This is a genomic window from Streptomyces aurantiaciflavus, assembly GCF_049808595.1.
GTDB lineage: Bacteria > Actinomycetota > Actinomycetes > Streptomycetales > Streptomycetaceae > Streptomyces.
Window position 1 is genome coordinate 120,307 of record NZ_JBNCAQ010000016.1, and the last position, 17,936, is coordinate 138,242.

Consider the following 17,936-nt stretch of genomic DNA (forward strand, 5'->3'; position numbering starts at 1 on the left):
GAGCGCCGGTCAGGGCACATCAGCCCGTCCGGCGACTGAGGACGAGGCCCGTGCAGGGCCGAAGCGGGGGCCGGGGGCGGCAGCCCCCGGGGGCGGGAAGGGCAGGGGCGGCGGGGGCGAGGAACCCTCGGGCCCGCCGGGGCCGGCCCTCGGCGTCGTACGGCCTCGGGGCGTCGTACGGCGTCGGGCCCGCCGGGGCCAACCCTCAGCGCCGTACGGCGTCGGCCGCGCCCTGCCCGGCTGACCGGGGGAGTGGTCCGCTTCGCCCCCGATCAGCCCCTACTCCGCCAGCAACCTCCGCAGCCAGTCCAGGTGGGCCGCCCGGGCCGACCTGGAGAGCGCGGCCTGGGGCGCGAACCCGTCGAAGCCGTGGAAGCCGCCCGGCCATACATGGAGTTCGGCCACCCCACCGGCCTGCCAGATACGGGAGGCGTAGGCGACGACCTCGTCCCGGAACGTCTCCGCGGAGCCGACGTCGAGGAAGGCCGGCGGCAGGCCGGACAGGTCCTCGGCGCGGGCGGGCGCCGCGTAGGGAGAGACGTCGGGACCACCGCGCCGCTCGCCGAGCAGGGCCGTCCACCCCGTCTCGTTGGCGGTGCGGTCCCAGACACCGAGGCCCGCCATCTGGTGGGAGGAGGGGGTGTCGTTGCGGTCGTCCAGCATGGGGCACAGCAGCAGCTGGCCGATCGGCCGCGGGCCGCCGCGGTCGCGCAGCAGCAGCGCCAGCGCGGCGCTGAGGCCGCCCCCCGCGCTGGCCCCGGCGATCACGATCCGCTCAGGGTCCCCGCCCAGTTCCTTGGCGTGCTCCGCCGTCCACAGCAGACCGGCGTACACGTCCTCGACCGGCGCCGGATGCGGATGCTCGGGCGCCAGCCGGTACTCCACGGACACCACGATCATGTCCAGCTCACGCGCCCAGTCCAGGGCCCCCTCCACGCCGACCCGGTTGTTGCCGATGACCATGCCGCCGCCGTGCACGTGGTAGACGACGGGACGCGGCCGGTCGGGTGCGGGCGAGGTGGGCCGGCAGATCAGCAGCGAGATCTCGGGGGCGCCCTGCGGGCCCGGCACCGCCCGGTCCTCGACCTCGAAGGCCCCGCCCTGCGTCAGGTCCAGGTCGGCCAGCAGCGCGATGCCCGGACCCTGGCGGACGACGTCGATGTCCTCCGGGGCCATGCCGGGCTGGATCATGTCCTTGATCAGTTCCAGGGCGGCGGCCAGCTCGGGGTCGAACGGCGGGGGAACGGAGCTCATGGGCTTCTCCTCACGCGGGAACGCGACGGCTCGTGCGGCGCGTGCGGTCATCATCGGGGCACGGGCCGCCCGGCAGAGGGCCGCCGTCCGGCGGAACCTGCCCGCCATCCGGCGGGTGACCACGTGTCCGCCCCCCGCCTTGCCAGGACATGACCTTTTGTTCACCTGGACAAGGTGGCAGGGCGGCCCCGAGCGGACAACGATGTCCGTCCTCTCCCCCCCACAGGCACCAGGAGTACCGGCAGTGAACGTCTCCCTCTCCGTCTGGCTGCTCACCGTCGCGGCCCTGTGCGCGCTCGTCGCCGTCGACTTCGTCATCGGACGACAGCCCCACGACGTGTCGGTCAAGGAGGCCGGGACCTGGACCGTCGTATGGATCGTCCTGGCCTGTCTGTTCGGCCTCGGCCTGTTCGTCTTCGGGGGAGGCGGGCCCACCGGCGAGTTCTTCGCCGGGTACATCACCGAGAAGTCGCTGAGCGTCGACAACCTCTTCGTCTTCGTGCTCATCATGGGCAAGTTCGCGGTGCCCACGCAGTACCAGCAGCGGGTGCTGATGGTGGGCGTCCTGATGGCCCTGGTGCTGCGCGCGGCGTTCATCGCGGCGGGCGCGGCGATCATCTCCGCGTTCTCCTGGGTGTTCTACCTCTTCGGCGCCTTCCTGATCTGGACCGCCTGGAAGCTGATCCAGGACGCCCGTCAGCAGGGCCACGACGAGGAGTACGAGGAGAACAAGCTGCTCAAGGCGGTGGAGCGGCGCTTCGGCGTGGCCGACCGCTACCACGGCACCAAGCTGTGGATCGAGCAGAACGGCAAGCGGGTCATGACCCCGATGCTGGTCGTGATGCTCGCCATCGGCTCCACGGACGTACTGTTCGCCCTCGATTCCATCCCCGCGATCTACGGGCTGACCGAGGACCCGTACATCGTCTTCACGGCCAACGCGTTCGCCCTGATGGGCCTCAGGCAGCTGTACTTCCTCATCGGCGGCCTGCTGAAGAAGCTGGTCCACCTGAGCTACGGCCTGTCGATCATCCTGGGTTTCATCGGCGTGAAGCTGCTGCTGCACGCGCTGCACGAGTCCGGGGTCCACGTCCCGGAGATCGGCATCCCCTTCTCACTCGGCTTCATCGTGCTCGTCCTCACCGTCACGACCGTCACCAGCCTGCGTGCCGCGAAGCGGCAGGAGGAGGCCGCACGGGACGCGTCCGCCGCGCAGGGGACCTCTACGGTGTAGCCGGGCGCCTCTACGGTGTGGGCGCCGCGTCCGCGCGCATCATCACGCAGTCGAACTCGATCACCCGCCCCGTGGTCGCCTCCCGCGTCACCGGGTACATCCCGGTGACGCCGAACCCGCCCGCCTCGTACGCGGCGATCGCCTCGGCCATCGGCGGGCTGCCCTCGTACAGCCGCAGCACGGCGACCTCGGACTGCAGGCCCACGAACTGCGCGATCCGCTCCCCGGCCCCGGCGAACACCTCCAGGTCGTAGCCCTGGGTGTCCATCTTCAGGAACGGGCGCGGACCGGTCAGCCCCTCCAGGGCCTCGTCCAGGATCCCGTCCAGCCGGCGGACCGGGATCTGGGCGGTGTCGGACGTGGCGAAGCGCGCGTACCGGCCCTTGCCGTAGTCGCTGGGGGCCAGCAGGGAGTTCATCGTCTTCCAGCCGGTGTGCAGGGCGGCGGCTGTGTCCTCGCGGCCCAGGGCGCAGGGATAGACCCGCCATTCGGGGTCGCTCGCGGCGGCCTGCTCCAGCCGGGCGAACGTGTCGGGGGCGGGTTCGAAGGAGACGATCCGGCCGCGGTAGCCGAGCCGGCGCAGTCGCCGGGCGTACTGGCCGGTGTTGGCGCCGACGTCGAAGACGCAGTTCACGCCGTACAGGTCCAGCATGGCGGCCACGTGCTGGGTGCACAGGTACTCGGCGGCCGCCAGCTGCAGCTTGCGCTCGTCCCGCCCGGCCGCCGCGTTCATCAGGAGCACCGCTCCGCTCTCGCCGAGCCGCACCGCGCTGCCGCTGCCGCCGGTGTCGTCCGCCGTGCCGTCCTTGGTCCGCCGGACGATCCAGGTGCTGTTGTCCGCGCCGGTGACCGAGTAACGGGCGGCGGAGCGGGAGACCAGTGCCGTCCCCGGGGCGAGGTCGGTCACCCGCACACCGAGGCGGGGCATCAGCCGGAGAAGTCGTCGATAAAGGGTCTGCATCCCGCCACCCCTATCAGACAGGACGGGCCGCGGTCGCCGGGTTGGACGACATTTTTCGGCCACGCGGCAGCCGGTTTCTCATCTTCGGGCCTGCGGCGACCGGCTTCTCGCTCAAGATCCGGCCGCGGGGGGGGGAGCCTTGACTTCGAGTGTGCTCCAAGGTCTAGCGTCACCAGGGTCGCTGAGATCCCGGTGAACGGAGACGGCCATGCGCGTGGGTGTGCACATCAACCAGTTCGGTCACTCCGGGGGTGCGCCCGCGCTCGGCGCCGAACTCGCCGCGGCCGGCGAGGCGGCGGAGGCGGCGGGCGTGAGCCGGCTGTCGGTGATGGACCACTACTTCCAGATGGAGTTCAACGGCGGCGCCGAGCAGCCCATGCTGGAGGCGTACACCACGCTGGCCTACCTCGCGGCCCACACCTCCACCGTCCGGCTCGGCGCACTGGTCACGGGCGTGACCTACCGGCACCCCGGGCTGCTCGCCAAGATCGCCACCACGCTCGACGTGGTGTCCGGCGGGCGGGCCTGGCTGGGCATCGGGGCGGCCTGGTACGACCGTGAGCACGCGGGGCTGGGCGTGCCGTTCCCGCCGGTCGCCGAGCGGTTCGAGCGGCTGGAGGAGACCCTGCGGATCTGTCTGCGGATGTGGGACCCGGACGACAACGGGCCCTTCGAGGGCCGCCACTACCGGCTGGCCGAAACCCTGTGCGTCCCGGCGCCGGTCAGCGCTCCGCACCCCGAGATCCTGATCGGCGGCGGGGGCGAGCGCAAGACGCTGCGGCTGGTCGCCCGCTACGGCGACGCCTGCAACCTGTTCGCCTCCTCGCCGGAGGAGGTCCGCCACAAGCTCGACGTCCTGCGCGGCCACTGCGACACCGAGGGCCGCGACTACGACACGATCCTGAAGACCCTCACCTATGGCGCCGAGCCGGCCACCGACGGGAACCTCGACGCCTTCCTGCGTGACGTCACCGGCTACACCAAACTCGGCGTCGACACCGTGATCCTCGCGCCCCGACTGGGGGAGACGGCCGGGTGGATCGAGCGGTTCGTGGCCCCCGCCGTCGAGCGCCTCGCGGAGCTGGACTGAGCCACGACGAAGGGCCCGGAGTTCGTCCTCCGGGCCCCTTCGTCGTGACTACGGCACTCAGGCGGCCGCGACCTCGCCCGCGTGGCCGTGCAGACGCGCGACGACCTCGGTCAGCTGCGCGGCGACCTCGGCGTCGTCGACCGGGTGGGTCTCGGCGAAGCGGGTCAGGGAGCCGGGGATGGAGAGCTTGAGGTCCTCGATCACCTTGCCGCCGGCGATGCCCACGGCCTTGCGGGCCTCGTCCTGCGCCCACACGCCGCCGAACTGGCCGAAGGCGGTGCCGACGACGGCGACGGGCTTGCCGCCGAAGGCGCCGGCGCCGTACGGGCGGGACAGCCAGTCGATGGCGTTCTTCAGGACGGCCGGGATGGTGCCGTTGTACTCGGGGGAGAAGAGCAGGAAGGCGTCGGCGGCCTGGGCGGCCTCGCGCAGCTTGGCGGCCGCGGCCGGGACGCTGCCCTCGACGTCGATGTCCTCGTTGTAGAAGGGGATGTCGGCCAGGCCCTCGAAGAGGTTGACCTCGGCGCCCTCGGGAGCGAGCTTGACGGCCGCCTCGGCGAGCTGCCGGTTGGTCGAACCGGCGCGGAGGCTGCCGACGAGCGCGAGGATGCGAACAGACATGAGTACTCCCAGAGGCTGAAACAGTGCCGTAAGAATCCGGACCGGGGTCCGCTTAAGGTTGTACCACTCTAACCGGACCACGGTCCAGTTTCATTCCCGGTGCTTTACGCTGTGTTCATGTCCGCCGCCCTGCCACCCCTGCCGAAGCCCGAGGAGACCGTCGGCCAACCCGAGTTGCTGCAGCTCGGGCCGCCCGAGGACGAGCCCTGCCTGCGCGCCGACGCGGCCCGCAACCGGGCCCGGCTGCTGGACGCCGCCGCCCGTCTGATCGCCGAGCACGGCGCGGCGGCGGTCACGATGGAGGCGGTGGCCGCCGCGGCCAACGTCGGCAAGGGCACGGTCTTCCGCCGGTTCGGTGACCGCACCGGTCTGCTGACGGCCCTGCTGGACCACTCCGAGAAGAAGTTCCAGGCGGCCTTCCTCAGCGGCCCCCCGCCGCTCGGCCCCGGCGCGCCGCCCGTGGAGCGGCTGCGGGCGTTCGGCCTCGCGGCGCTGCGGCGCACGGCCGACGAACTGGATCTGCAGCTGGCCGCCGAGCCCGGCGCGGACCGCCGGTTCCTCGTCCCGGTGCGCCGTCTCCACCAGGGACACCTCGCGCTGCTGCTGCGCCAGGCGGCGCCCGACGCGGACGGCGACCTGCTCGCCCACACGCTGATGGGCTACCTGAACCCCGTCCTCGTCCACCACCTGACCCGCCAGTGCGGCATGCCGCTGGAGCGGCTGGAGACCGCCTGGAACGACCTGGTGGACCGCGTGACCCGCGGGTGACGGAACGCGGCGTTCCACGGCAACTCCGGACCGTGGAGCGCCACTTCGTGTTCCCCCGCCCGAAACCGCCGCGTCCGCGTCTGCCAAGATGCCGTACGTCATGGTGCAGATACCGAACACGCCCGCGCCGACACCGTCGTCGGCGCCGCGCTCCGTGCCCACGAGCGCCGACGTGGCCCGCCTGGCCGGCGTCTCGCGCGCGACCGTCTCCTATGTCCTGAACAACACCAGCGCCGTACGGATCAGCGAGCCCACGCGCCGCCGCGTCCACCAGGCCGCGAAGGAACTCGGGTACGTCCCGCACGCGGCCGCCCGCAGTCTGCGCGCCGGACACAGCCGGATGGTCCTGATGCCCGCCCCGCCCGTTCCCGCGGGGCCCCTCTACAGCCAGTTCGTGCACGACTTCCAGGGCGCCCTCAGCCGCCTCGACTACATCGTCGTCCAGTACGGCGCCAGCGGACTGCACGGGGACGACGCCGCCCGCGCCTGGGCCGAACTGCGGCCGGTCGCCGTCCTGGTGCCGGGCCCCGGCCTCGGCCCCGAGGGCGTCGCCGTCCTCAAGCGCTCCGGCGCCCGCGCCGTGGTGACCCTGGCCTCCGAGCCCGTCGAGGGCGCCCACGCCCTGCTCCTGGACCACGCCGGCGTCGGCCGCAGCGCCGCCGCGCACCTGATGGCCCGTGGCCGCCGCCGTATCGGTGTCGTCGTCCCCGTGGAACCCGGCCTGAAGATGTTCTCCGCGCCCCGCCTCGCCGGCGCCCGCCGAGCCGTGCAGGGCACCGACGCCACCGTCACCGAGCTGCCCCTCGCCTACACCGAGGAGTCCGCGGCCGCCCTCGCCGCCCGCTGGCCCGGCCTCGGCCTCGACGCGGTCTTCGCCTACAACGACGAGTACGCCATGCTGCTGATGCGCGCCCTGCAGGACGAGGGCGTGCGCATCCCCGAGGACGCGGCCGTCATCGGCGCCGACGACCTGATGCTCGGCCGGCTGCTGCGCCCACGGCTCAGCACCGTCCGTATCGCGCTGCCCTCCGGCCGCGACCTCGCCGGGCTCGTCGACCGGGCGGTCCGCAACCCCGGCGCCCAGCCCGAGTCGCACGAGATGTTCGAGGCCACGGTGGTGCACCGAGACTCCACCTGACGCACGGGTGACACGGCGACTCCGGGCGGACCCTTCGCCGTACTTGGACCTCGTCGCCCTTCAACTCGCCGCCGGGCCGCCCCTGTTGTTCGAGACGGAGGCCTTCGCGGTCGAGGGGCCGCAGAACGACACCCCCGTCCCAGGTCTCCCGCCTCTTCCTTCAAGTCCCCGACGGCACCACGCTCGACGAACGGCCCGACGACCGGATCCGGGACGAACTCGCCGTCCGCTTCCGCATCGACGGCGACCAGACCCTGAACCGCGGCCCGATCACCGCCAAGGGGGTCACCCGATGCGCAGTCAGGTCCACGAGCCGATGCGCCACGGCCGGTTCCCGCTCGCCGGGAACGCCGCCCACATCGTCCCGCCGACCGGCGCCGAGGGGCTCGACCCGGCGTCTCGGACGTCCGCGTGCTCGCCCACGCGTTCATGGAACCGCACGCCACGGGCTCCACCCGACTCCTGGACGGGTACTCGGGCCTGTGTCCGGAGCGGGTGCGGCAGGCCGCCCGTTTCTCCCACGACATGACTAGGATGTTGCACGCTCAACCAGATGGGGATGCGTTCGACCATCGGATGCAGCTCGCCCGGCTGCGCCGGATCACCGCATCCCGCCACGCGGCCGCCGAACCGGCGGCGAACTACACGGGACCTGCGCTTCCCACGTGAGTCCCGCGGGTGACTGATCGGAGAGCCGTCATGCCGTTGCTCGACCCCACGACCTGGCAGTCCCGCCCCCTGTCGGGCCCCCAGCACCCCGTCACCGAGCCCGCCACCGGCGACTCGCTCGGCACGGTCGTCCTGGCCGCCGCCGAGGACGTCGCCCCGGCCGCCGAGGCGGCCCGCGCCGCCCAGGCCGAGTGGGCCCGCGTCCCGCACTTCGTCCGCGCGGGGGTGCTGCGCAAGGCCGGCGACCTGTTCGCCGCGCACGCCGAAGAGCTGCGGGAATGGCTGGTGCGTGAGTCGGGCTCCATCCCCGGCAAGGCCGACTTCGAACTGCACGTCGCCGCCCAGGAGTGCTACGAGGCCGCCGCCCTCGCCTCCCGCCCGGCCGGTCAGGTCCTGCCCAGCGAGGCGCCCCGCCTGTCATACACCCGGCGCGTCCCCGTCGGCGTCGTGGGTGTGATCGCCCCGTTCAACGCGCCGCTGATCCTGTCCATCCGCTCCGTCGCGCCCGCCCTCGCGCTCGGCAACGCGGTCGTCCTGAAGCCGGACCCGCGTACGGCGGTGTGCGGCGGGCTCTCCCTGGCCGCTGTGTTCGCCGAGGCCGGTCTCCCCGAGGGCCTGCTGCACGTCCTGCCGGGCGGCCCCGAGACCGGCGCGGCCCTGGTCGCCGACCCGCGCGTGCCGGTGATCTCCTTCACCGGTTCCACCGCGGCCGGCCGGGCCGTCGGCGAGGCCGCCGGACGCCACCTCAAGCGCGCCCACCTGGAACTCGGCGGCAACTCCGCCCTCGTCGTACTGGAGGACGCCGACCTCGACGCGGTGATCTCCACGGCCGCCTGGGGCTCGTTCTTCCACCAGGGCCAGATCTGCATGACCACCGGCCGCCACCTCGTGCACGCCTCCCTCTACGAGGAGTACGTCGAGCGGCTCGCGGCGAAGGCCGACTCCCTCGCCGTCGGCGACCCCCACCGGGCACAGGTCCACCTCGGCCCGCTCATCGACGCCGGCCAACTCACCAAGGTGCACGGCCTGGTGGAGGCCAGCACGGCCGCCGGCGCGAAACTCGCGGCGGGCGGCACGCACGAGGACCTCTTCTACCGGCCCACCGTCCTCGCGGGCGTCGACGACCACACGCCCGCGTACGCGGAGGAGGTCTTCGGCCCCGTGGCCCCGGTGCGCGCCTTCTCCACCCCGGACGAGGCCGCCGCCCTGGCCGCCGAGAGCTCCTACGGCCTCTCCCTGGGCATCGTCACCCGTGACGCCGCCCGCGGCCTCGACCTCGCCGAACGCATCCCGACCGGCATCGTCCACATCAACGACCAGACGGTCAACGACGAGGCCGTGGCGCCGTTCGGCGGGATCGCCGCCTCCGGCACCGGCGCCCGCTTCGGCGGCGAGGCCAACCTGGAGGCCTTCACGGACGTGCGCTGGACGACGGTGCGCGGGGACGTGGCGCCGTACCCCTTCTAGGAGTTACTCGGCCTGGGAGCCCTCGGTGGCCTGCTGTTCCTCGATCGACCTGCGGACCTCGTCCATGTCGAGCTTGCGGGCCTGCCCGATGACGTCCGCCAGGGCGGCCTCGGGCAGGGCGCCCGGCTGCGCGAACACGGCGACGCGGTCACGGACGATCATCAGCGTCGGGATGGACTGGATGCCGAAGGCCGCGGCCAGCTCCGGCTGCGCCTCGGTGTCCACCTTGCCGAACACCAGATCCGGGTTCTCCTCGGCGGCCTTGTCGTACACCGGGGCGAACTGACGGCACGGGCCGCACCAGGACGCCCAGAAGTCGATCAGGACGAAGTCGTTGTCGGTGACCGTCTGGTCGAAGTTCTCCTTGGTGAGCTCCACGGTGCTGCTCATGGCGTGATTCCTTCTTCCCGGTGCTTCCTGCCAGGTGCTTCCTGACATGGGGTGAAGCCGTCCGCACAACGCGGGCGGCCGGCCGCGTATTCCGCGCCCCTACCCGTGTGGCCACCCCGCACACCACCCACCAGACTGACCCCATGACGGAAACGGAAAACATCGCGTACGACGTCGTGGTGCTCGGGGCCGGACCCGTGGGGGAGAACGTCGCCGACCGCACCCGCGCGGCCGGCCTCACCACCGCGGTCGTGGAGAACGAGCTGGTCGGCGGCGAATGCTCGTACTGGGCCTGCATGCCCAGCAAGGCCCTGCTGCGGCCGGTCATCGCCCAGGCCGACGCCCGCCGCCTGCCCGGCCTGCGCCAGTCGGTGCAGGGCCCCCTGGACGCGTCCGCGGTCCTGGCCCACCGCAACTACTACACCTCGGACTGGAAGGACGACGGCCAGGTCGGCTGGCTCGACGGCATCGGCGCGGACCTCTACCGCGGCACGGGCCGTCTGGCGGGCCCGCGCACCGTGACCGTGGGCGACAAGGTCCTCACCGCCCGGCACGCCGTCGCCGTCTGCACCGGCAGCCGGGCCGTTCTGCCCGACCTGCCCGGCCTCGACGAGGTCAAGCCGTGGACGAGCCGGGAGGCGACGAGCGCCCAGTCCGTCCCCGGCCGGCTCGTCGTGGTCGGCGGGGGAGTCGTCGCCACCGAGATGGCCACGGCCTGGCAGGCCCTCGGCGCTCAGGTCACCGTTCTCGTCCGCGGCAAGGGCCTGCTCAACCGCATGGAGCCCTTCGCGGGCGAGATGGTCGCCGAGGCGCTCACCGAGGCCGGCGCGGACGTGCGCACGGGCACGTCGGTGGAGTCGGTCGCACGACAGAACGGCACGGTCGTGGTCGTCACCGACACCGGCGACCGCATCGAGGCCGACGAGATCCTCTTCGCCACCGGCCGCGCCCCGCGCACCGACGACATCGGCCTCGACACCGTCGGCCTGGAACCGGGCTCCTGGCTCACGGTCGACGACAGCCTGCGCGTCACCGGCAACGAGTGGCTCTACGCGGTCGGCGACGTCAACCACCGCGCCCTCCTCACCCACCAGGGCAAGTACCAGGCCCGCATCGCGGGCGCCGCCATCGCCGCCCGCGCCTCGGGGGTGGCGGACCTGGAGTCCGGCGCGTGGGGCGCGCACGCCGCCACGGCCGACCACCACGCCGTCCCGCAGGTCGTCTTCACCGACCCCGAGGCCGCCGCGGTCGGCCTCTCCCTCGCCGAGGCGGAACAGGCCGGTCACCGCGTCCGCGCCGTCGACGTCGACCTGTCCTCGGTGGCCGGGGCGGGCCTGTACGCCGACGGATACAAGGGCCGCGCCCGCATGGTCGTCGACCTGGAGGACGAGATCCTGCGCGGCGTCACCTTCGTCGGCCCCGGCGTGGGCGAGCTGATCCACTCGGCGACCGTCGCGGTCGCCGGCCAGGTCCCGATCGCCCGCCTGTGGCACGCCGTCCCGTCCTACCCGACGATCAGCGAGGTCTGGCTGCGACTGCTGGAGGCGTTCCGCGACCACTGACCTCCCCCGGGGCCTGTCCCGTCCCGCGTCCGCCGCGGATCGCGCGACAGGCCCTACGGCAGCTCGAAGCCCAGCGCCCGCGCGGCCGTCTCCGGCGTCGGCTGTGCCCAGCGCTCCACCACCGCCTGGTGGGAGGAGAGGGAGCGCAGTTCGGCCCGGTCCAGGTAGAGCAGGCCGTCCAGGTGGTCCGTCTCGTGCTGCACGATCCGGGCCGGCCACCCGCTGAACACCTCGTCCAGCGGGCGGCCGTGCTCGTCCTCACCCGTCAGCCGCACCTCGGCGTGCCGGGCCACCACCGCCTGCCACCCCGGCACGCTCAGACAGCCCTCGAAGAACGCGGCTCGGGCGGCGCCGACGGGCTCGTACGACGGGTTGACCAGGACCCGGAACGGCTGCGGCACCCGGCCCCGGGCCACCCGCACCGCCTCCGGCACCGGCGCCGGATCCTCGATCACCGCGATCCGCAGCTCCACGCCGACCTGAGGGGCGGCCAGCCCCACACCCGGCGCCGCGTGCATGGTGACGCGCAGCGCCTCGACGAAGCGGGCCAGAAGCGCCGGGCCGAGCTGACCGTCGTAGCGCTCGGTGCCGGTGCGCAGGACGGGATCGCCGGCCGCGACGACGGGCAACGGGCCGCCGGGGGCGAGGAGTTCCTCGATCCGCTCGGCAAGGGGCGCGCGGGGACTGGGAGATGCCATCGGGCCAGGATGCCACGACGGCCGCACACCCCTCGGACTACTGTGTGGCGCAGGTCACTTGGATTGCCGGGAACTCGGCGGGGTTCCGCTCCGACTACTGGACCGTCACGGCTGAAGCACGTCCCCACGACCCTCGGAGAAGCCCGCCGATGTCCACCGTTCCCTCGCCCTCCCCCACTTCCGGCTCCGCTCCAGCGGGGGGACCCCCATCGGACGAGGCCCCGCAACCCGCGGCACCCGCACCGACGGCCCGCGGTCCGTGGGCCCCGCTGCGGCCCCTGGTGCTGCGCCTGCACTTCTACGCCGGCGTGCTCGTCGCCCCGTTCCTGCTCGTCGCCGCCGTCACCGGCTTCCTGTACGCGGGCGCGTTCCAGGCCGAGAAGCTCGTCTACTCGCACGAGATGACCGTGCCGGTCGGCGAGACCAAGCTGCCGATCTCCGAGCAGGTGGCCGCCGCCCGCAAGGCGCACCCCGAGGGCACGGTCGCGGCCGTACGGCCCTCCCCGGCCGACGACGCCACGACCCGGGTGATGCTGTCCGGCGTGAAGGGCGTCGACGAGACCCACACCCTCGCCGTGTTCGTCGACCCGTACACCGCCGAGGTGCGCGGCGCCCTGGAACAGTACGGCGCGACCGGCGCCCTGCCGCTGCGGACCTGGATCGACGAGTTCCACCGCGACCTGCATCTCGGCGAGAACGGCCGCCTCTACAGCGAGTTCGCCGCCAGCTGGCTGTGGGTGATCGCGGGCGGCGGGGTGGCGCTGTGGTTCTCCCGCCGCCGCGCTCTGCGCAAGGTCCGCGGCACCAGCGGCCGGCGCCGCACGCTCGGTCTGCACGGCACGGTCGGCGTGTGGGCCGCGGCCGGTTTCCTCTTCCTGTCCGCGACCGGTCTGACCTGGTCGCAGTACGCGGGCGCGAGCATCGACGAACTGCGCACCTCGCTCGGCGGGTCCACCCCGTCGATCTCGGCGGCGGTGACCGGCGGCGAACACGGCGGTCATGACGCGGCCTCCGGCTCCGGCGGCGACGGCGAGCACGGCGTCGGCCTCGACAAGGTCCTGGCCGCCGCCCGCGCCGAGGGCCTGGGCGACCCCGTGGAGATCGTGCCGCCCGCGGACGCCGAGTCGGCGTACGTCGTCAAGCAGGTGCAGCGCAGCTGGCCCGAGAAGCAGGACTCCGTGGCGATCGACCCGTCCACCGGCGAGGTCACCGACGTCCTGCGGTTCGAGGACTACCCGGTGCTCGCCAAGCTGACCCGCTGGGGCATCGACCTGCACACCGGCGTCCTGTTCGGGCTCGCCAACCAGATCCTGCTGATGCTCCTCGCGCTCGCGCTGATCCTGCTGATCGTGTGGGGCTACCGCATGTGGTGGCAGCGCGGCCGCGGCAACGCCTTCGGCCGGCCGATCCCGCGCGGAGCGTGGGCGCAGGTCCCGCCCTACGTCCTGGTCCCGCTGATGGCGGTGATCGCCGTCCTCGGCTACTTCGTCCCGCTGCTCGGCATCCCGCTCGCCGCGTTCCTCGTCGTGGACGTCGTCCTCGGTGAGATCACGCACCGGCGGGGGCGGCGGGCGGCCGCCTGAGTGCTCGGACGGGGGCGGGGCCGGGGGGGGGGGCCCCCCCCCCCCCGCCCCCCCCCCCCCCCGGGGCCCCCCGGCGCGGCCCCCCCCCCCCGGCCCCGGGGGGGCGGGGGGGGGGGGCCGGGCCCCCCCCCCCCGCCCCGCGCAGGAGTCCTCAGGCGTGCGGATGCTGACGCAGCTGCCGGTGGCGGGGCGTGCCCTGTCGCGGCGGCAGGGTCAGGGTGATCTGCCGGACGAGTTGCTGGAAGCACGCCAGGGACGCGAGCGCCGGCAGGGCCGCTCCCGCGATACCGGTGAACGTCCTTTCGGCCTGCGCCACGCACAGCATCATCGCGACGGAGGAGAACACCAGGACGATGAACCACGAGTGGAAAGCCCGGCGCTGGTGCAGGGCGGTGCGCAGGATGGAGAGAGAGGCCACCATCCAGGGTCCGTACACGAGAAGAGGCCACCAGGGAATCCCCCCGCCCTTCGTGCCGGACGTGATGTTCTGCAGCGGCGCGTAGGCCACCATTCCACCGAACACACTGACCATCGCGACGATGACGGCGACGAATGCGATGATGACGAAACTGCCGGTCTGCAGCCAATTGAGCCGGAGTTTTCGGACCGGCATCTTCCGGTGCCCGGCAGCGGAACGCCGGATGGGCGGCAACTGGGCGGTGATCTGCGCCAGGTTCTCCATCGGGTCGGTGAAGTCGACACCGGATGCCGGCTCACCACGAGGCGGCGGCACGTTGGACGCCTGCTCCCCCGGCACGGCCTCCTGCAGGAGATAGGCGAGTTCCTCGACCGGGTCCCAGTTCGAGTCGGGGGGTACCAGGGGGGCCTTCGAGTGCAGGGAATCGTGCAGGGAATCGACCGGGCTGCCGGGCCGGCCGCTGCCCATCCCATAGGGATATGCGTCGGAATACCATTCACGCCGCGCGAAGGACGGTTCCGCATAGTCGTGATTCATGGAAATCCACCCCCGTCACGCGCGGTCCGCGTGGAAACCGGCTTTCCCCTGGCCGTTCCACCGCTGGTTGAGTTCCTCCTGGACGCCTTCCAGCAGGGTGAGGAACTCGCGGAGCAGAGGTTCGGTGACCCGGGGTTCGACCCGCGCACCGTCCCCGTACAAGGTGACGCGGGGATCCAGGGTCGAGTATGCCGCACCAGGCGTGTAAGGCCATTTCCCCACTGTCACATCACCGGCCGCAGGCAGATTATCCGTCCTCGCACTGCTGCGGTGAGGCAAACCAGTAGGCCTTGCATTCGTCATATCTCGCTAACGCCGCTCGCTCTCCTCCGGATGCGCGGCAAATGAGTGACCCTGGCGCCCGATAACGCTGATGAGAGCGTTTTAATTAATTTCACCCGGGTCGCGCAGTGCGGGGCCGGGCAGTGGGCCGACCGGGAGGTGCGGGGGAGGGCGATCCGTTCTCCTGGCACCGCGGGCACCACACCGTGCCGCGACCCGCCGTGCGGGACCGGCGCAGCGGGCTGCCGCAGCGCGGGCAGGCCGGGTCGGGGTCGTCGCGGTGGCCGGTGAGCCAGGAGTCGCGCGGGGGGACGCAGCCGGCGGTGACCGCGGAGCGCAGGGTGCGGCGCATCTGCGTGTACAGGCGTCGGCGGTCGGCGTCGGTGAGTTCGCTCGTCCGGCCGCCGGGGCGCAGCCTCGCGCGCCACAGGATCTCGTCGGCCAGCAGATTGCCGAGTCCGGCCAGGACGGACTGGTCGGTGAGGGCGGCCTTGAGACTGCCCCGCCGGGAAGAGAGCGCGGCCTCGAACTCCTCGCGGTCCACCGCCAGGGCGTCGGGGCCCTGGCGGCCGAGCAGCCGTGCGACCTCGGTGTCGTCGTCGGCCAGCCAGAGGCCCTGGAGTTTGCGCTGGTCGCGGTAGCGGAGCTGACGCTCGCGGCCCACGGTGAACAGGACCCGGTCATGGGGTGCGAGCGCATCGTCGGGAGCGCCGCAGACCAGTTGCCCGGTCATGCCGAAGTGCAGCAGGAGGGTGGGGCCGCCGGTGCGGGCGAGCAGCCACTTTCCGCGTCGCTCCGGCTCGGTGAAACGCCGGCCTTCCAGCGCGGAGCGCAGCCGCGGCGCGCTCACGCCGTGCAGGACACCCGTGTCGCGCACGTCGACGCGCTGGATGACCCGGCCCTTCGCACAGGACTCGAGCACCTTCCGGAATCCCTCGACGTCCGGCAGCTCCGGCATGGGACACGTCCTCTCTCCACCCGAAGAACCGCGCGCTCGGCGAGCGGGCCGCAGCCTCCCCCCCACACCATCGTGGCTCCCGGGCGGGCCGCGGCGCATCACGGCCCGCGGCCCCTTCGCTCCGGGCCGCCGTCTGCGCGCGTCCCGGTGATTTCAGCGGTGGCGAGATCTTGACCCCCGCCTGCTCCGGGCGTACGTTCCCCACGCAGTAACCGGTTACTACCAGAATTCTGCGCGCCCGGAGGAGAGGTCCCTTCACGATGAGAACCGCAGGAGACCAGGAAGAACCCACCACGGACACCGGCGGCCGGGCGGGGACGCTGTCCCGCCGGGGCATGCTCAGGGGCGCGGCCGTCACCGCCGGAATGGCGGCGATGGGGCTCGGCGCCACCCGTCCGGCCCTCGCGGCCGACGCCCCGGCCGGCACGGGCGGCGCCGTCAGCGCGACCGCGCGGATGGGCGGTACGTCCATCACCATGTCGGTGGTGAACGGGGCGCTGCAGTGGGCCGCCAGGCGCCACGGCAGGACGGTGATCGGAACTTCCGCCCTGGGCCTGCGGCTGAGCGACGGAACCGTCCTCGGCGGCGACGTGACGGTGACCCGGAGCCGGCACCGCACCGTTCACGACACCTGGTCCCCGGTGTACGGGCGCAACGCGAAGGTCACCGACCACTACCAGGAGCAGTGCTGGGAGCTGCGGGACACCGCCTCCGGTACCCGTTTCGGCGTCCAGATCCGTGCCTACAGGACCGGCGTCGCCCTCCGCTACCTCCTGCTCGGCACGGGCACCGCCACCACCGCCACGGTCACCGACGAACTGACGACGTTCGTCTTCCCCGACGACACCACCGTCTACAGCGCCCGCGACGAGGACGCCTACAACCCGGTCGCCCCCGGCTCGATCCCGGTCACCGGAACGTCGAGCACCGACCAGGGCCCGCTGACCGACCTGCCGCTGACCGCCGACCTCTCGGGCGGGCTCATCGCCTGCGTCTGCGAGTCCTCCCGGCTGGACTTCCCCCGACTGATGCTCGGTTCGGTCCCGGGGCAGCCCAGCACCCTCGCCGCCTTCCTCATGGAGCACACCGCCCGCGGCACCGGCCCGGTCGAGACCGCGACCACGGTCACCACCCCGTTCGCGACACCCTGGCGCGCGGTCGTCATCGGGTCCACGCACGCCGAACTGGTCGACAACGCCGAGCTGGTGCTCAACCTGGCCCCGGAGAACGCCCTCACCGACACCTCGTGGATCAAGCCGGGCAAGGTCTTCCGCTGCGAGCTCACCACCGCCGCCGGCCTGGCGGGCGTCGACTTCGCCGTGGCCCGCGGCATCGACTACATCGAGTACGACGCCGGCTGGTACGGCCCCGAGTTCAGCACCGTGGACGCCACGAAGCCCATCGCCGCCATCGACCTGCCGTCCGTCATCTCGTACGCCACCGGCAAGGGCGTCGGCGTCTTCCTCTACGTCAACCGGCTCGCGCTGACCGACGCGGACTCGCTCTTCGGCCTCTACAAGAGCTGGGGCGTCGCGGGCATCAAGCTCGGCTTCATCAACGACGGCACCCAGTCGATGACCAACCAGATCACCGACTGGGCCAGGACGGCCGCCAAGTACCGGCTGCTGATCGACATGCACGACGACGTCCGCCCGTTCGGCTACGAGCGGACGTACCCGAACTACGTCAGCCTGGAGGGCGTCCGGGGCAACGAGCAGTTCCCGACCGCCACCCACAACGTGACGCTGCCCTTCGCCCGCAACATCGGCGGCCCGCTGGACTACACCATCTGCTACGGCCAGTCGCGCAACAAGACGACCAACGCCCACCAGATGGCGATGGCCGCCGTGTACTACCAGCCGCTCAACTTCCTGTTCTGGTACGACAAGCCCTCCAAGTACGCCAACACGGCGAACTGGCCCGGGCTGCCCTGGTTCAACGCCATCCCCACGACCTGGGACGAGAGCAGGACCCTGGCCGGGTCGATCGGCGAGTACGTGGCCGTCGCCCGCCGGAGCGGCTCCACCTGGTACCTCGGGGCGATGACGAACGAGACGGCCCGGACGCTGGCGCTCCCGCTGTCGTTCCTGGACGAGGAAACCACCTACACCGCGACCGTCTACGCCGACGGAACGCCGGGCACCAGCCCGTTCCGGACCCCGGTCGTGGTCAGCACCCAGACCGTCACCTCGGCCACCACGCTGAGCGTGGCCATGGCCACCGCGGGCGGCCAGGCGATCGTCCTGGAGCCGGACGGCTCCTGAGCACGGGGCACGGAAACCGGTTCCGCGACCGGTTCTCCCCGC

At 72.5% G+C, this 17,936-nt stretch carries 17 protein-coding genes; 9 read left to right on the forward strand and 8 right to left on the reverse strand.

What is annotated here, in order from left to right; genetic code table 11:
* Window positions 1-279 precede the first annotated feature (279 nt).
* Complete coding sequence (locus ACPT94_RS20800) at window positions 280-1,254, reverse strand: alpha/beta hydrolase (RefSeq protein WP_425246511.1); 975 nt, start codon at window positions 1,252-1,254, stop codon at window positions 280-282.
* A gap of 244 nt (window positions 1,255-1,498) precedes the next feature.
* Between ACPT94_RS20800 and ACPT94_RS20805 the strand changes: the two genes are divergently transcribed.
* Window positions 1,499-2,488, forward strand: a complete 990-nt coding sequence (locus ACPT94_RS20805) for a TerC family protein (protein WP_425246512.1) — start codon at window positions 1,499-1,501, stop codon at window positions 2,486-2,488.
* Window positions 2,489-2,498: 10 nt separating this feature from the next.
* Here the strand turns inward: ACPT94_RS20805 and ACPT94_RS20810 are convergent, their stop codons facing one another.
* Window positions 2,499-3,449, reverse strand: coding sequence for an FkbM family methyltransferase (locus ACPT94_RS20810; protein ID WP_425246513.1), 951 nt, complete (start codon window positions 3,447-3,449; stop codon window positions 2,499-2,501).
* 208 nt (window positions 3,450-3,657) lie between these two features.
* Between ACPT94_RS20810 and ACPT94_RS20815 the strand changes: the two genes are divergently transcribed.
* On the forward strand, window positions 3,658-4,539 hold the full coding sequence (locus tag ACPT94_RS20815) for an LLM class F420-dependent oxidoreductase (RefSeq protein WP_425246514.1): 882 nt from the start codon (window positions 3,658-3,660) through the stop codon (window positions 4,537-4,539).
* A 57-nt stretch (window positions 4,540-4,596) separates the two neighbouring features.
* On the opposite strand, the gene ACPT94_RS20820 is transcribed toward ACPT94_RS20815, so the two are convergent.
* Window positions 4,597-5,160 carry an NADPH-dependent FMN reductase gene (locus tag ACPT94_RS20820; protein ID WP_425246516.1) on the reverse strand — a complete coding sequence of 188 codons (564 nt, stop codon included), beginning with the start codon at window positions 5,158-5,160 and terminating at the stop codon, window positions 4,597-4,599.
* Window positions 5,161-5,277: 117 nt separating this feature from the next.
* On the opposite strand from ACPT94_RS20820, the gene ACPT94_RS20825 reads away from it, so the two are divergent.
* The 4 genes from ACPT94_RS20825 (at window position 5,278) to ACPT94_RS20840 (ending at window position 9,202) form a co-directional block, all read left to right on the forward strand.
* Window positions 5,278-5,928: a TetR/AcrR family transcriptional regulator gene (locus ACPT94_RS20825; protein ID WP_360337146.1), complete on the forward strand. Its 651-nt coding sequence runs from the start codon at window positions 5,278-5,280 to the stop codon at window positions 5,926-5,928.
* Window positions 5,929-6,016: 88 nt separating this feature from the next.
* Window positions 6,017-7,066: a LacI family DNA-binding transcriptional regulator gene (locus ACPT94_RS20830; protein WP_425246517.1), complete on the forward strand. Its 1,050-nt coding sequence runs from the start codon at window positions 6,017-6,019 to the stop codon at window positions 7,064-7,066.
* 316 nt (window positions 7,067-7,382) lie between these two features.
* Window positions 7,383-7,595, forward strand: a complete 213-nt coding sequence (locus ACPT94_RS20835) for an FAD-dependent monooxygenase (RefSeq protein WP_425246541.1) — start codon at window positions 7,383-7,385, stop codon at window positions 7,593-7,595.
* A 170-nt stretch (window positions 7,596-7,765) separates the two neighbouring features.
* On the forward strand, window positions 7,766-9,202 hold the full coding sequence (locus tag ACPT94_RS20840; protein ID WP_425246518.1) for an aldehyde dehydrogenase family protein: 1,437 nt from the start codon (window positions 7,766-7,768) through the stop codon (window positions 9,200-9,202).
* A 3-nt stretch (window positions 9,203-9,205) separates the two neighbouring features.
* Here ACPT94_RS20840 and trxA read toward each other — a convergent pair whose 3' ends face one another.
* The gene (gene trxA, locus ACPT94_RS20845; protein ID WP_360337139.1) at window positions 9,206-9,592 is read right to left on the reverse strand and encodes a thioredoxin; all 387 of its coding nucleotides are present in this window, start codon (window positions 9,590-9,592) and stop codon (window positions 9,206-9,208) included.
* Window positions 9,593-9,735: 143 nt separating this feature from the next.
* Here trxA and ACPT94_RS20850 point away from each other — a divergent pair, with 143 nt between their 5' ends.
* Complete coding sequence (locus ACPT94_RS20850) at window positions 9,736-11,154, forward strand: dihydrolipoyl dehydrogenase family protein (RefSeq protein ID WP_425246519.1); 1,419 nt, start codon at window positions 9,736-9,738, stop codon at window positions 11,152-11,154.
* A 53-nt stretch (window positions 11,155-11,207) separates the two neighbouring features.
* Here ACPT94_RS20850 and ACPT94_RS20855 read toward each other — a convergent pair whose 3' ends face one another.
* A complete protein-coding gene (locus ACPT94_RS20855) occupies window positions 11,208-11,852 on the reverse strand; it encodes a peptide deformylase (RefSeq protein ID WP_360337135.1) in 645 nt (214 codons plus the stop codon).
* Between the two features lie 149 nt (window positions 11,853-12,001).
* Here ACPT94_RS20855 and ACPT94_RS20860 point away from each other — a divergent pair, with 149 nt between their 5' ends.
* On the forward strand, window positions 12,002-13,435 hold the full coding sequence (locus ACPT94_RS20860) for a PepSY-associated TM helix domain-containing protein (protein ID WP_425246520.1): 1,434 nt from the start codon (window positions 12,002-12,004) through the stop codon (window positions 13,433-13,435).
* Window positions 13,436-13,586: 151 nt separating this feature from the next.
* On the opposite strand, the gene ACPT94_RS20865 is transcribed toward ACPT94_RS20860, so the two are convergent.
* The 3 genes from ACPT94_RS20865 to ACPT94_RS20875 form a co-directional block, all read right to left on the reverse strand.
* The gene (locus ACPT94_RS20865; RefSeq protein WP_360345913.1) at window positions 13,587-14,390 is read right to left on the reverse strand and encodes a DUF2637 domain-containing protein; all 804 of its coding nucleotides are present in this window, start codon (window positions 14,388-14,390) and stop codon (window positions 13,587-13,589) included.
* 15 nt (window positions 14,391-14,405) lie between these two features.
* Window positions 14,406-14,552 carry a hypothetical protein gene (locus ACPT94_RS20870; protein WP_360345911.1) on the reverse strand — a complete coding sequence of 49 codons (147 nt, stop codon included), beginning with the start codon at window positions 14,550-14,552 and terminating at the stop codon, window positions 14,406-14,408.
* A gap of 232 nt (window positions 14,553-14,784) precedes the next feature.
* Window positions 14,785-15,630, reverse strand: coding sequence for an Fpg/Nei family DNA glycosylase (locus tag ACPT94_RS20875; RefSeq protein WP_360345909.1), 846 nt, complete (start codon window positions 15,628-15,630; stop codon window positions 14,785-14,787).
* Between the two features lie 260 nt (window positions 15,631-15,890).
* Here ACPT94_RS20875 and ACPT94_RS20880 point away from each other — a divergent pair, with 260 nt between their 5' ends.
* Window positions 15,891-17,894: a glycoside hydrolase family 97 protein gene (locus ACPT94_RS20880; RefSeq protein ID WP_425246521.1), complete on the forward strand. Its 2,004-nt coding sequence runs from the start codon at window positions 15,891-15,893 to the stop codon at window positions 17,892-17,894.
* Window positions 17,895-17,936 lie beyond the last annotated feature (42 nt).

Coding starts and splice junctions, on each gene's coding strand:
- ACPT94_RS20800 (WP_425246511.1), bottom strand. CDS start 1,254: ATGAGCTCCGTTCCCCCGCCGTTCGACCCCGAGCTGGCCGCCGCCCTG.
- ACPT94_RS20810 (WP_425246513.1), bottom strand. CDS start 3,449: ATGCAGACCCTTTATCGACGACTTCTCCGGCTGATGCCCCGCCTCGGT.
- ACPT94_RS20815 (WP_425246514.1), top strand. CDS start 3,658: ATGCGCGTGGGTGTGCACATCAACCAGTTCGGTCACTCCGGGGGTGCG.
- ACPT94_RS20820 (WP_425246516.1), bottom strand. CDS start 5,160: ATGTCTGTTCGCATCCTCGCGCTCGTCGGCAGCCTCCGCGCCGGTTCG.
- ACPT94_RS20825 (WP_360337146.1), top strand. CDS start 5,278: ATGTCCGCCGCCCTGCCACCCCTGCCGAAGCCCGAGGAGACCGTCGGC.
- ACPT94_RS20830 (WP_425246517.1), top strand. CDS start 6,017: ATGCCGTACGTCATGGTGCAGATACCGAACACGCCCGCGCCGACACCG.
- ACPT94_RS20835 (WP_425246541.1), top strand. CDS start 7,383: ATGCGCCACGGCCGGTTCCCGCTCGCCGGGAACGCCGCCCACATCGTC.
- ACPT94_RS20840 (WP_425246518.1), top strand. CDS start 7,766: ATGCCGTTGCTCGACCCCACGACCTGGCAGTCCCGCCCCCTGTCGGGC.
- trxA (WP_360337139.1), bottom strand. CDS start 9,592: ATGAGCAGCACCGTGGAGCTCACCAAGGAGAACTTCGACCAGACGGTC.
- ACPT94_RS20850 (WP_425246519.1), top strand. CDS start 9,736: ATGACGGAAACGGAAAACATCGCGTACGACGTCGTGGTGCTCGGGGCC.
- ACPT94_RS20855 (WP_360337135.1), bottom strand. CDS start 11,852: ATGGCATCTCCCAGTCCCCGCGCGCCCCTTGCCGAGCGGATCGAGGAA.
- ACPT94_RS20860 (WP_425246520.1), top strand. CDS start 12,002: ATGTCCACCGTTCCCTCGCCCTCCCCCACTTCCGGCTCCGCTCCAGCG.
- ACPT94_RS20865 (WP_360345913.1), bottom strand. CDS start 14,390: ATGAATCACGACTATGCGGAACCGTCCTTCGCGCGGCGTGAATGGTAT.
- ACPT94_RS20875 (WP_360345909.1), bottom strand. CDS start 15,630: ATGCCGGAGCTGCCGGACGTCGAGGGATTCCGGAAGGTGCTCGAGTCC.
- ACPT94_RS20880 (WP_425246521.1), top strand. CDS start 15,891: ATGAGAACCGCAGGAGACCAGGAAGAACCCACCACGGACACCGGCGGC.